The sequence below is a fragment of the Flavobacterium sp. P3_A6 genome, assembly GCF_056403035.1.
Map to the genome: position 1 here is coordinate 25,199 of NZ_JBFUGG010000015.1, position 13,713 is coordinate 38,911.

10 protein-coding genes are annotated in these 13,713 nt (G+C 34.1%); all 10 read left to right on the forward strand.

What is annotated here, in order from left to right; all coding sequences use genetic code 11:
• Positions 1-221 precede the first annotated feature (221 nt).
• The 10 genes from AC1DVP_RS14570 (at position 222) to AC1DVP_RS14615 (ending at position 13,712) form a co-directional block, all read left to right on the forward strand.
• Entirely contained in the window at positions 222-1,310 is a 1,089-nt protein-coding gene (locus AC1DVP_RS14570) for a hypothetical protein (protein WP_477184214.1), read from the forward strand.
• Between the two features lie 604 nt (positions 1,311-1,914).
• On the forward strand, positions 1,915-2,703 hold the full coding sequence (locus tag AC1DVP_RS14575; RefSeq protein WP_477184215.1) for a hypothetical protein: 789 nt from the start codon (positions 1,915-1,917) through the stop codon (positions 2,701-2,703).
• Positions 2,704-2,705: 2 nt separating this feature from the next.
• The gene (locus AC1DVP_RS14580; protein ID WP_477184216.1) at positions 2,706-3,272 is read left to right on the forward strand and encodes a hypothetical protein; all 567 of its coding nucleotides are present in this window, start codon (positions 2,706-2,708) and stop codon (positions 3,270-3,272) included.
• 257 nt (positions 3,273-3,529) lie between these two features.
• Complete coding sequence (locus tag AC1DVP_RS14585) at positions 3,530-4,285, forward strand: hypothetical protein (RefSeq protein ID WP_477184217.1); 756 nt, start codon at positions 3,530-3,532, stop codon at positions 4,283-4,285.
• Between the two features lie 120 nt (positions 4,286-4,405).
• On the forward strand, positions 4,406-4,798 hold the full coding sequence (locus tag AC1DVP_RS14590; RefSeq protein ID WP_477184218.1) for a hypothetical protein: 393 nt from the start codon (positions 4,406-4,408) through the stop codon (positions 4,796-4,798).
• Between the two features lie 2 nt (positions 4,799-4,800).
• A complete protein-coding gene (locus tag AC1DVP_RS14595; protein ID WP_477184219.1) occupies positions 4,801-5,475 on the forward strand; it encodes a hypothetical protein in 675 nt (224 codons plus the stop codon).
• A gap of 128 nt (positions 5,476-5,603) precedes the next feature.
• Positions 5,604-6,083: a T9SS type A sorting domain-containing protein gene (locus tag AC1DVP_RS14600; RefSeq protein WP_477184220.1), complete on the forward strand. Its 480-nt coding sequence runs from the start codon at positions 5,604-5,606 to the stop codon at positions 6,081-6,083.
• An 11-nt stretch (positions 6,084-6,094) separates the two neighbouring features.
• A complete protein-coding gene (locus AC1DVP_RS14605; protein ID WP_477184221.1) occupies positions 6,095-6,982 on the forward strand; it encodes an Lcl C-terminal domain-containing protein in 888 nt (295 codons plus the stop codon).
• A 160-nt stretch (positions 6,983-7,142) separates the two neighbouring features.
• Positions 7,143-12,788 (forward strand): HYR domain-containing protein, encoded by a 5,646-nt coding sequence (locus AC1DVP_RS14610; RefSeq protein ID WP_477184222.1) that lies wholly within the window; start codon positions 7,143-7,145, stop codon positions 12,786-12,788.
• A gap of 3 nt (positions 12,789-12,791) precedes the next feature.
• Entirely contained in the window at positions 12,792-13,712 is a 921-nt protein-coding gene (locus tag AC1DVP_RS14615) for a PorP/SprF family type IX secretion system membrane protein (protein WP_477184223.1), read from the forward strand.
• Position 13,713 lies beyond the last annotated feature (1 nt).

Below are 13,713 nucleotides of genomic sequence, written 5' to 3' on the forward strand. Positions count from 1 at the left end.
TCGAATCAAGTTTTGTGCTGGCAGACAGTTTTGTGCATCGAAATCCGTTTCTTTGCCAAGCACCAAAACGGAACTTGACATACTATTTTAGAAACTAACAAAAATCATTATAAATAGTGATGTTAGAGAAAATCAATACCTATAAATTTGGTTTGGAAATGATAGTTTCGATTTCGGAAACTACGCTATTGGGCTATTGCAGTTAAAAAACAATTTATCATATGAAAAAAATTAGATTTTATAAAAAAATAGAACCAGTATATTTTGATTTAAAAGAATTTATATGTTACCTGTTTTTACCCATTGTGATAGCATCATGTATTTCTTATCCAATACTATATTTTTTAGACGTTAAGGCTACAATTATTTTTAATGTCATTCTTGCATTGGTTGCTAATTTTTTTTATAATGGTTTAAAAAATGCTACTCCAAATGGAAATAGTGGAAATAACAGAAATAATAGCTTAGAAGTTTTATCCATTATATTCGAAATAATTTATTATTTCAGTACTTTTTTAATAGTATTTATTGTCTTATTTATTACAGATTTTGGTTTTTACTTATTGGTTATATATCAAAAAACAAACCAATTTAATTCTCTTTATTTCTATTTATGGTTGTTTGTTTTGTTTGGATTACCTGTTTTATATTTTGCTATAAAAATAAGTAACTATTATTACATCAAATGGCGACAAGCAGTAGGGTATGTAACCTTAATTTTAGATGTTAATCATGATCTGGAGTTGATTTGTTGCGTAGATAACATTCAGTTTGTAAATACTTTAAATAGAAAATCTTCTAATTTTAAAATAAATAATTATCTCGACTATTATTCTCCCCAAACAATTGAGGTTATGGACAAAATTCATTATACAAATAAAGCAGTTTTTAGAGAATTAGTACAAATTCCTTTTGATACGGACATGCTTTTAATCACTTGGTTTTCGTTTGTGGAAGATAAATGCTACTCTGCCGAAATTCCATTCCCTTTTAAGAAACTTAAAATAGAACAGGAAAAGTATCCTGAAAGTAAATTGAGAATGTTTAGAGGCAAAGAAACAAAGCCTTTACTTCTTCATATTTATTTAAATGGCGGAATAAAGCTCTTTAATAAAGAGGGGGTGCTGCTGGTAGACTCCGCCAATAACAAAGAAGTCCCGATAAGTAAGGAAGATAAGGAAATAAAACTTTTAAGGTTTAGACATAGGCTCATTTTTTCAGGAAAGACTGAAGACTTGCCAGGAATTTTCAATGAAATAAAAACTTCAGGGAGAATTGAAGCAAGATTGAGTCGAACTAAACAAACTTGAAAATAGTTGGGTATGAAATTAAAACATCATCATATGGATTGCTCAATTGTATCTGAACGTTTAAAAAATTTATTTGATAGTGCAAGGATTGGTAATATTCAGCATTCTAAAACATACATTACCGAAAAAAAAACTTCAGCAGAACTAAGCTGTATATAAAACCAATCAAATTTTATTATAAGTGATGACTATGAATAATTTTAAAACAACTTTTTTTACCAACGAGTATTTTGTTTATTATCAACTGTTGATTGCATGTATTTTGCTGGCAGTGATAATGTTAATCTCCTTTTTTTCAAAAACTATTGTAATTAGCTACGGAGCCTATATGTTTGCTGGTTGCTTGATTATTAATTTCCTGCTTTCTCTTTTTACAAATAATTACCGGCATTTTATACTGCATTGGTTTTTATCATCAATCAGTTTCTTTACTTTTTGGTGTGTACTAATTTATGTTTGTGGTCGTTTCGGCAAACCTTATAATGGAGATAGTGGAATGATACTTTTGCTGCCAGGTTATTTTTTACCACTTCTGATATTTATTTCAATAGTAATAAAACTTGTCAAAATGGTAATACAAAGATTTTAAATAAAATTTAAACAAATGGGAGAAGATTTTAAGGAAATAGTAGGGATGTTAATCATTCTAGTGCTGATTATTTCGGGCGTGCAATGGTTTTTTGTGCGATTTACACATTGGTCGGTTGCGCTGGTGGTTACAGGTTTGATTGCATTTGTTATTTCATTCTTTTATGTGACACTGTCACATGCCACGCCCAATGGAGGCAGTAATGGCCCGAACGGCTCAGAATTTATCACGCCTACGCTTGTGATTTTTGCTTCCTTACTTTGTGGCTTTGCAGTGGTTTGTTACCTGACCCATATCCGATTGCCAAAAATGGTTTTTATACTTCCGTTAATTTTAATTGTGTTTTTTTTTATAGGTCGATATGTGTATCAGTATGTTGATAGCGCTTCTTTTTATTTTACAAATTTCAGTTCATGTGAAATAGAGTTAATAGATAAAACAGGAAGCATACCCAATGTAGATACTATTTTATTTCAAAATTCATCCAATAATTATAGTACTGATATCCAAACTAAATCCAAAGAAAAGCCATACCCGCAGGTCATACGATTTGCTGATAAAATTATTTTTAGAAATTATTCAACCAATGCAAAACAATCATTTAAAAAGGAATTCCCCTTTGACTATAGTTTGTTTAAAGAAGAAAAAGGACCTACTGTTGAGTATTGCTTTTGGATTCGGTCACACAAAACATTGCCCATGAAAATCGTGCTACTTCCCAATGATAAAGTTGATTTGTATATAGACAATCATTTAGTAAAACAATATCAGTTGAATGATGAGAATAAGAAAAAACAAAACTAAGTATGAAGACTAAAACCAAGAAATATTATGCAATGTCAGACAAAATTCCATTGTACCGTTACGATGGCACGGAGCCTGCCACATTGTTCATGCGTAGTCACAGCATGTTGATTACACATACAGGAAACCTTCTTATTGACTATACAAATGACTGTGATAATGGAGAGCCTTTCAAAGGCCCTCTAATTTGTGATTTAGACGATGAAGATGAAACAGGCATATTTCCCACTTTTTTTACCTCACCGGGACTCATTGGAACCAAACAATTTTATAATGATCTTCTTGAAATAGGAATAGACAATATTGAGATGCATCCTGTCATTATTCGAGATTTGAAAAATGAGGTAATCATAGACAATTACCTTTTTTTAAATATTCTGGGGCGAATTGATTGTACCAAAACACTTAATGACTACGAAGTAGGAATTTATGCGAATAAAGTACCTGAACACTTGAACATGTTCTTGATAAAGGAAGACCCAGGCTATATTCTGGTTACAGAACTTGTATACAGACATCTAAAAGCAAAATACGAAGATATTTTTTTTGAAGAAATTCAGCAATTGTAGTAATGATATTTTAATTAAAACGATTAAAAAATGATAGAAACGACCAATCTCTACGTACTAATTTTTATTTTTCTTTTTGTCCTCTTTTTGCTACCGAAAACTGTGAATTCTTAAAGATACAAATACCTATTTCTTAATATGATATTATAATCGAACGAGTCCAAGCTTTTGCGGATTGGATTGACGAAATGTAAAAACAGGATTAATCTAACACGTTTAATTAAAATTAATAAAATTCACAAATAAATCTCAAAAAAATGAAAAAATTAAAACAAATTATTGTTTCGCTTTTAATAATAACCAGCTTGTTTTCCTGTTCTATAGCGGATTACGGCAGAAAAGATTCTGAAAAAGAAAGTATTAACAGAAAATGGATTGCTGAAAATTCAACCGAATTTAAATCAATTGAATTTGATAATAATGGAAATTATATTATTACAAAGAATAAAATTCCTGCAACTTCAAAAGTAGCTGAACAAGAAATTGTTGTGCTTGGTACTTATAAAATTTTAGATACGGATATTTTTTTACTTTCTAATTTTGGAACTATTAAGTTTGATGATAGTGACTCAAACCATATTAAATTTTCAATTAAGTATGAAGGATCTGACACCTACACTTATGATTTAAATGTAACTAAATCTGATGAATTTGTAAGTACACCTAAAACCAATTTATTATGTGATAACACCTGGAAGTTTACCAGAAAAGAGTCTATTAAGGATACTATTAATTTAATAAATTTTTCTAAGGCAGGAACCTGTTTTACGAGTTTTAGTATTGCTTCTCCAAAACTTAATTTAATAGAGTTTGGCACATGGAAATGGCAGGACAAGGAAGAAACTAAAATATTAATTACCCAAATAGAAAATTCTCAGTGGATTACTAATAAGGATGAAGAAGTTGAACTTGAAATAACTAAGTTGAATAATACTGGGCTTGAAATGAGAGAAATTTATAATGGAGGAACTTATAATATTACGTTTGAAACAACACTAGTGTCTAAAAAATAATTTTTTTTAAGTCTATTCCTAAATGAAAAATCACTATAAATAGTGAGTGTTTCTGAAAATCACAAGAGTAGATTTGCATTATAAAAGTTTAACAATTAATAATAATAATAAATTTAACCTATGGGATTAGCAGAAAAACGTACAGCAGAATCAATTAAAACAGAGAAACTTCCAGCTTTTGAAGCAAAACTAAAAGACAAAGCAGGTTATGATATTAAAGTTGATATCAACTGGGATACTTTTACCGCTTATGATCAGTATCCACTTACAAGATTAGATATTGTTTTTGATGATTTAGAATCATTTGTAAAAAAAATATGTTCTGATGATATGGGAAAAGAAGCTTTGCAGGATAAAATGTCAACTATCCAACTAATTAATTCTGATAACAATGATGATGTAAAAATGGAATTGAAAGACAAAACATTAGCATTGACAGTTCAATTAGTACAAGGATCTTTTAGCTCTCAAACTGATTCTCAAATTGCCAACTATGTAGAAGCTTTATTGTAATTATGATTGCATCTTACAAAAAGAATCTGTTCAAAGACTTCTCCAGTTGGTTTACAGAACTCGCTGATTTGGCTGAAAATACAGAAGATAATTCCAGTTTACCCAAACTGGAATTATTGTTATCTACAGGAAACACGCTTTGTGGCAGTATTATTCATTCCAAAAAAAATGCCAACGAGCATTTACTGATGATTCTGGGAATTCCCGATTCCTACTCAAAATCCGAAATTACTTTGGTCTCTAGTAGCCAAGTTGTAACTCTTACACTTGTCGAACCGAGTCATTATTTAAAGTTTTTTGCTGCTCCGGAAAATACCGCCATCGTTGGGTGTTTGGAACTCAAACGAGCTATCAAAAATAGTGAAACCGAATTAGAAAAAATTATCGGAGAGAAAACCCAATTGCTTCTGAATGTTGATGTTTTTCCTGAAAATTCCCGTAGTGATATATTGCGCACCATTGGATATCTTCCTGCTATTTTTGAAACACTTACTGCGGATGAATTGGGTAAAAAATTGGTTCAAAACACCATTAAAAATATTCAAATTACTATTGGAACATCTAATGGCACTACACTAAACGAAGAAACATTGCATCTTCAAATTCTTTCACCTTTATCAATTCTTGAATCTAAGGAAAAAGAAAGAATCAAAATCGCTATTGAAAATCTACTATAACAAAAAACACCTCAGTATCTATTTTTTTGAAAAAGGAAATTATCATTTATAGTGACTTTATAAAAATGCAATGCTTTTAGATTTGCTGAAAAAAAACGGATAGATTGTAAAATAAATATTTAGGCATTATGAAAAATAGATTTTTTATTCCTTTACTGCTACTTGGATTGGGAATTGCAGCCACAAATGCACAAAGCAGCACAACGGCTTCGGGTAAGAATGTTTTGGGTACGGGTGGGAGTGTAAGTTATTCTGTGGGGCAAATGGTGTATACTAACATTATAGACATTAAAGAATCTGCGGTTACTGGAGTACAACAACCTTTTGAAATTCAAGTTGTGTTGGGAAACCAGGAGTTTGATATAAAGTTAGAGGGAAAAATATATCCTAATCCAACTACCGATGTGTTAAACATAGTTGTAGAAAATACCGAAATTATAGGTTTAACGTATCAATTATATGATTTATTCGGAAGATTACTTTTAGAGGGTAAAATTCAAAATGAAAAGACTGAAGTTGAAATGTCAGGATTTAGTCGAGCAAGTTATTTGTTAAACGTAAATCAAAATAATAAAATAATGAAAGCATTTAAAATTATTAAAAATTAGCGTCTAATATTATGAAAAAAATAGTGTCCATTATAGCAATAATAGTACTAATAAGCACAGTTTCTTTTGCCCAAGCGCCAAATAAAATGAGTTACCAAGCCGTAATTCGTAATGCAAATAATTCGCTAATTAGCAATCAAACAATAGGAATGCGGATAAGCATCCTGCGTACCTCGGGCACAGGAACTCCAGTGTATGTAGAAACACAAACTGCAACCACAAATGCAAATGGTTTGGTTAGTGTTGAAATAGGTACAGGAACAGTAGTGTCAGGTACGTTTGCTACTATAAATTGGGGAGCAGGATCTTATTTTATAAAAACAGAAACTGACCCAGCAGGAGGCAGTTCATATACTATTTCTGGATCGAGCCAATTGTTGAGTGTTCCTTATGCTTTGTATGCTAAAAATTCGAGCAGCACAGTGTCTGGTTTTGCCCATTATCTCGGTGAACCTTTTAATGGAGGCATTATTTTTGAAATTTACCGAGGAAGCGATGGTTTGGAACACGGGTTAATAGTTGCCAACACAGAGACAACAGGAGTTTGGCTAAATGGTACTGGTGGTTATTGGTTTGGTGCCGACCGTACAGAAGATGGTGCTTATAATACTTCTTTAATTACAGGAGGAGCAATACCAACCTATATTGCTACTTTGGGAACGGGTTGGTATTTGCCTAGTATTGACGAATTAAGTTTGTTGTATCAACATCGTTATTATGTTCAAAAAACGTTACGATTAGCCAGCAATACGCTATTAGCAATGGATGGTACTTCGACGTACTGGAGTAGTACCGAACTTTTGGATAGCATTGCAGAAGTTTTTTATTTTGGCGGAGGATCTATTGTTTCTACATCAAAATCAAATTCAAACAGAATACGTGCTATAAGAGCTTTTTAGCCTCTTGCAGCATAATGGAGATATGAATTATTTCGAATAATCTTCTTTTCAAAATACAAAATCATCATTTATAGTGATGGATATGATTTTCTCAACTTTTAGTTTTGCTTTTTAAATTAAAAGGAAAAACTAGATGTTGAGAAATACTATATTTTTAATAATGAGAATCCGAATATGCAATCTAATTATTGCACTACTGTTGCTGAATAGTTTTGTTTCTTATGGTCAAGGATGTCCTGAAGTGCCTCATACGATTTTGAACGGCACAAACGGTTTTTCTATAGAAGGAAAAACCGCAAATGACCATCTAGGATCGACAACCAAAAGTGCTGGAGATATTAATGGAGATGGTATTGCCGATATTATGATTGGTGCTCCTGGAGTTGATGCTGGAGGACTTACAGATGTAGGTACAATTTATGTCATTTTTGGTAAGACAGGCCTTTCTACAACCACCTTTGATGTTAGTACTCTTGACGGCACAAATGGTTTTGTGATAAAAGGAGTAACTGCTGGCGAAAAACTAGGTGCAATGATAAGTACAGCTGGCGATTTTAACCACGATGGCGTTGATGATATAATTGTAGGTGATAATTATAATCCTTCTGGTCAAGGTACTGCTTTTGTGTTTTTCGGTTCCAAAACGACTTTTTTACCTTCATACAACAGAACAGATATTAACCCAGCCAATGGAGCTATTATTACTGTGGATCAAAACGCTTATACTTTGGTTTCGGGTGTTAGTGATGCAGGCGATTTCAATAAGGATGGGGTTAGTGACGTGGTTCTAATTACGATTGCAAACTCCAAAATAAATTATATTGTGCTTTTTGGAAAAACAGGGATATCAAATACGGCTACTTCGAGTATCAACGGAACAAATGGCTATCAAATAGAATGTTTTTCAAAATCAGGTAGTGGTTATTTATCAATAGTACGAAATGCAGGGGACATCAATAACGACAGTATAGATGATTTAATTCTGGGCTTTCCAAGTTATACTGAAGGAACAGAAACTAATGTAGGTAGAGTTGTTGTTGTATTTGGTAAAAGTTCAGGTTTTTCGACTACATTAAAATTAGATTCACTAACACCAACAGAGGGATTTATAGTAACCAATTCTGGACAATATACCGGAATGGGAACATCTGTAGCAGGAGCAGGAGATTTTAATAATGACGGAATAAATGATATAATTTTTGGGGCACCAGGCAAAACAGTAAACGGTTTTATCAATTCTGGCGAAGTCTATATTCTTTTTGGGAAAAACACATTTCCGCTTACGTTTTCTGCTTCTAGCATCACACCAAGCACGGGAGTTATTGTTCAGGGCAAAGACTATTTCGCATTTGGAAAAGTGGTTAATGGTTTAAAAGATATAAATAAAGATGGTATTTCAGACATTATTTTCGCTGCTACAAATGGAGGGATTTCAAAACTGGGTGCTGTTTATGTCGTTTTTGGAGGCACAACCGCAGTAGGAACTCTCGCGGAAGATAGGATTCATGATGCAGTAGGTTATCAGGTTTATAATGATGAAGATGTTAGCTCATCTTATCGTTTTGGGCAAGATGTGGCAGGAATTGGTGATTTTAATAATGATGGTACCAATGATTTTATTATTGGGTCTATTGCTACCCAGGATTATTATAATAGAAAAGGAAATGCTTATATTTTTTATGGCGAAAAACTAGATCGCTTTGATACGCAAAAACCAACGATAACATGCCCAACCAATCAAGAGTTGTATCCTAACGCTACGCTGCCTAATTATGTTTCTTATTTGCAATCTGTAAGTGATAATTGTACCCAAAGTGCAGATTTGATTTTCACTCAAACACCTCCTAGAGGCACCTTGTTTACGGCAGATACAAATGTTGCAATCACCGTTACCGATAAATCTGGAAATACAGAATCCTGTACTTTTTTGGTAAAAAAAAGAACCCAAACAACCACAATAGATTGTAAAACAGATAGAATTCAAACGAGCAATCTTGACGGCACAATTGGATTTACAATTTATGGGGAAAAACACAGTGCCAAAACGGGATATAGTGTAAATACTGTTGGAGACATCAACGCAGACGGTATTGCTGATTTTATTGTTGGTGCAACTGGAGAAGATTTTTATTTTCAAGGACCAAACAGAACAGAATATCCACAGGTTAGAGGTAGCGCTTTTGTCGTTTTCGGCAAAGCATCCGGTTTTCCGCCCAATATCGATTTAGGACTTTTAGATGGAACCAATGGTTTTGCTATTCGAAATACCAATCCTGCTGTTATTTACGTCAGAACCGGTTATGACGTAGGAAGCGCAGGAGATATAAACGGTGACGGAATTGGAGATTTGATGCTTAGCAACCCTGGTGTATGGGATTCTAATGGAAATTTAGGTTATGTATATATTATTTATGGAAAAAGCACCGCATTTTCTCCAGAATTCTTTGTTTCAACGTTAGATGGCACAAATGGTTTTACCATAAGCGGTGTAAAAACCAAAAATGAATATTTTGGTTACAGTATTGATGCTATTGGTGATTTTAATAAAGACGGAATTGGTGATATTGCAATTGTATCTGATGGGGATGCTACAACACATAACGGTAAGTGTACTATTATTTATGGCTCTCCTACTTTTCCTTCTGCATTAAATACAGATCATATTAACGGTAGCAATGGTTTTATTATTGAAGGTAACGCCAACCCAAATAGGATAGGACCATCTGTAACAGGATTAGGGGATATTAATGGCGATGGCATTCCGGATATTGCCATTGGAGGAAAGAACAGTCGAGAATATGTAGTATATGGAAGTGCAAATCCATTTCCTGCTATTTTCAATATCTCAAGTATTAATGGCACCAATGGCTTTAGAGTAGAAGATTCTGCAAATCCATTATCGGGTTATAGTGCCGTTTCAAAAGTGGGTGATATTAACGGAGATGGCTACAAAGATATCGCTTTCTCTAAAGGCAATATTGTTTTTGGAGGTACTTCTATTCCTGTTAGTTTAGATTTGAATACTCTGAATGGCACAAACGGATTCCGAATTACTAACACAAATACGATCTATTCTTTTGGTCCTGCTGGAGATTTTAATAAAGATGGCTTTGATGATTTTATTTTTACAACCGATCAAATTGCTACTGTTTTGTATGGCAAAAGTACTTGGTCTGCCAACAGCGATTATTACACTTATAAACCTAACGATGCGCTAAAAATTGAATTGCGTTATACTGTAAACTATGCGGGAAATTTTGCAGGAGATGTAAATAAAGATGGCATAGATGATATTATTATAGGAAGCACTAAAGATTATTATTCTGGATACAATATAAATAACGATCCTGGTTTTGCTTATGTAGTTTTTGGAAAACAAATTGCTCCAGACATCGAAAAACCAGTCATCACAAATTGCCCAAATAATAAGGTTTTGACTGTTGGCTCAGCAATACCAAATTATAAAACAGCCATTACCGTTACCGATAATTGTGACAACAGTCCAGTTGTTACTCAAAATCCAGTTGCAGGAACAATTTATACAGGAGGAGCACAAACCATAACGCTTACGGCTACAGATGCCAAATCTAATTTTGCTACTTGCAGTTTTACGATTTCATCAGTTGGAGATACACAAGCACCAACGATAACTTGTCCTTCCAATCAGTTATTAGCTTGCGGAAGTGCAACAATTCCAAATTATATAAGTTTAGTAACGGTTTCTGACTATACAGACCCTTCGCCAACTGTAACACAAAGCCCAGTAGCTGGAAGCCCTTTTGTGGATGGAATGACAATTACAATGACCGCCAAAGATGTTTCGAATAACACCCAAACTTGTAGTTTTTTGGTTAACGCTTCCGCAGATGTGACTAAGCCAGTCATTACTTGCATTGGCAACCAAACATTATCTTGCGGCGCTACAATTCCAAATTACATTCCATTAATCACCGCCACTGATAATTGCGATGCTTCGCCAATAATCACGCAGAATCCAATCGCTGGAAGCCCTTTTGTGGATGGAATGACAATTACAATGACCGCCAAAGATGTTTCGAATAACACCCAAACTTGTAGTTTTTTGGTTAACGCTTCCGCAGATGTGACTAAGCCAGTCATCACTTGCATTGGCAACCAAACTTTAGCTTGCGGTACAACAATTCCAAATTACATTCCATTAATCACCGCCACTGATAATTGCGATGCTTCGCCAATAATCACGCAGAATCCAATTGCTGGAAGTCCTTTTGTGGCTGGAATGACAATTACAATGACCGCCAAAGATGTTTCGAATAACACCCAAACTTGTAGTTTTATTGTTAACGCTTCCGCAGATGTGACTAAGCCAGTCATCACTTGCATTGGCAACCAAACTTTAGCTTGCGGCGCTACAATTCCAAATTACATTCCATTAATTACAGCAACTGATAATTGCGATGCTTCGCCAATAATCACGCAGAATCCAATCGCTGGAAGTCCTTTTGTGTCTGGAATGACAATTACAATGACCGCCAAAGATGTTTCGAATAATTCAGAAGTGTGTAGTTTTTTAGTCAACGCTTCCGCAGATGTGACTAAGCCAGTCATCACTTGCATTGGCAACCAAACATTATCTTGCGGCGCTACAATTCCAAATTATATTCCATTAATTACAGCAACTGATAATTGCGATGCTTCGCCAATAATCACGCAGAATCCAATCGCTGGAAGCCCTTTTGTGGATGGAATGACAATTACAATGACCGCCAAAGACGCTTCAAATAATAGTTCTAATTGTAGTTTTATTGTTAATGCTTCCGCAGATATTATAAAGCCTAACATTATTTGCTCGGGAAACAAAAGCCTCATTTCAGGAGCAGTGTTGCCAAGTTATATTTCTACCGTTACGGTTAGCGATAATTGTGATGCTTCGCCAATAATCACGCAGAATCCAATTGCCGGTAGTCCTTTTACAAATGGAATGACGGTCGTGATTTCGGCCAAAGATGCTTCGGGAAATATAGGCTCTTGCTCTTTGGTCGTAAATGAAATAGCAGATACGGAACCTCCAAAAATAGCATGTTTGTCTGACCAATACATAGCTTGCTCGACAACAAAAATTCCTGATTATACAACGTTAGTAACGGTTAAAGACAATCAAGACGCCAATCCTATTGTTACACAAAGTCCACTGGCAGGAAGTCCTTTTACAGTTGGGATGACAGTTACGATAACGGCAACAGATGCCAGTAAAAATAATTCAAAGTGCAGTTTCAAATTATTCGAAAATTCAGTTTCAGTAAATGCGGGCAGCGATGTTTATATTCAAGAAGGAGAACAAGTTCCTCTCCAAGCAGCTGCAACTACCGAAGGAAGTTTTAATTGGAATTCAATGACAGGATTGAATAATTCATCAATCAGTAATCCTATTGCCAGTCCATTAGAAACGACTACATATACCGTTATTTTCAAAAATATTGAGGGCTGTATGGCTGAAGATGCTATTACCATTTATGTAGAACAGCAACAAAAAGACGACACAAAATATGGTTTTTCACCAGATAACGACGGTATAAATGATTTTTGGTACATTGATACAATCGACCAGTTTCCAAAAAATGAAGTCTCCATTTACAATCGATGGGGAGACTTAGTATTCCAAATAAAAGGATATAACAATACCTCCAACGTTTTTACCGGTGTTGCTAACAGGAAAAGAAACCTTGGAGCCGATTTGCTTCCAGAAGGAACTTACTTTTTTGAAATAAAAACCGAAGTAGCATCTCATTTAAAAAAGCACAGGGGTTACCTTGTTTTAAAACGATAATTAATGAATCCAAATTATTTTAAGCTAACTATTCTGATTGCATTTGGAATAGTTTCCAATAGCATTCAAGGACAGCAAACGCCAATTTTTGCAAATTATAATTACAATACAGTCGTCATTAATCCTGCTCATGCGGGCTATTATGAAGATATTGACATTACATTAATAAGTACTGGTAATTTTTATTCCATTGAGGGTGGCGCAAGAGATACGCAATTAACAGTGAACGCTCCTTTAAGATCCAAACATGTGGGGCTAGCTGCTGGAGTGTCTAGAGATCAAATAGGAGTTTCGAGTGTCACCAATTTTTTTGGTGCTTACTCCTATAAAATTTTTTTTGATTCCGAATATGCTCAAGGCAAATGGTGGGCTTATGATCCTAATATTATTTCTTTTGGAATTACCGCCGGAGCCTCCATATATGATGAAAATTTACTGGAATTAGGAATTGAAAATGACCCTAATTTTCAAGAAAACATTCATACGTTAATACCCAATATAGGCATTGGTTTTTTGTATAATAAAGACCATATTTATTTAGGTCTCTCTGCTCCCAATCTATTTGGTTCTTCTTTATCTAATGAGACGAATCTAAATATAAAAAACAATTATTATGGGTATCTGGGCTATCGTTTTTTTACCAATCAATTTGAAGAAGTAATGGTTAATCCAAGTGCTTTGATCAAATACGTCTCTGGGGCTCCGCTTCAAGCCGATTTTAATTTAATGGTTAATTATAAAAACATAGTCGAAGTCGGAGCAGGTTACAGAAGCAGTTCAGCCGTGAATTTCCTTGCTGGTTTTTATTTATCCGATCACTGGAGAATTATGTATTCGTACAACTATTCATTGGAAAGTGCTACTATTAATAACACACATAGTCTTGTTTTAAACTATCGTCTTGGAAAAGGATTTGAAAGGTAGT

Bases quoted from the DNA above. Each gene is read 5' to 3' on its own strand.
- AC1DVP_RS14570 (WP_477184214.1), top strand. From the start codon at position 222: ATGAAAAAAATTAGATTTTATAAAAAAATAGAACCAGTATATTTTGAT.
- AC1DVP_RS14575 (WP_477184215.1), top strand. From the start codon at position 1,915: ATGGGAGAAGATTTTAAGGAAATAGTAGGGATGTTAATCATTCTAGTG.
- AC1DVP_RS14580 (WP_477184216.1), top strand. From the start codon at position 2,706: ATGAAGACTAAAACCAAGAAATATTATGCAATGTCAGACAAAATTCCA.
- AC1DVP_RS14585 (WP_477184217.1), top strand. From the start codon at position 3,530: ATGAAAAAATTAAAACAAATTATTGTTTCGCTTTTAATAATAACCAGC.
- AC1DVP_RS14590 (WP_477184218.1), top strand. From the start codon at position 4,406: ATGGGATTAGCAGAAAAACGTACAGCAGAATCAATTAAAACAGAGAAA.
- AC1DVP_RS14595 (WP_477184219.1), top strand. From the start codon at position 4,801: ATGATTGCATCTTACAAAAAGAATCTGTTCAAAGACTTCTCCAGTTGG.
- AC1DVP_RS14600 (WP_477184220.1), top strand. From the start codon at position 5,604: ATGAAAAATAGATTTTTTATTCCTTTACTGCTACTTGGATTGGGAATT.
- AC1DVP_RS14605 (WP_477184221.1), top strand. From the start codon at position 6,095: ATGAAAAAAATAGTGTCCATTATAGCAATAATAGTACTAATAAGCACA.
- AC1DVP_RS14610 (WP_477184222.1), top strand. From the start codon at position 7,143: ATGAGAATCCGAATATGCAATCTAATTATTGCACTACTGTTGCTGAAT.
- AC1DVP_RS14615 (WP_477184223.1), top strand. From the start codon at position 12,792: ATGAATCCAAATTATTTTAAGCTAACTATTCTGATTGCATTTGGAATA.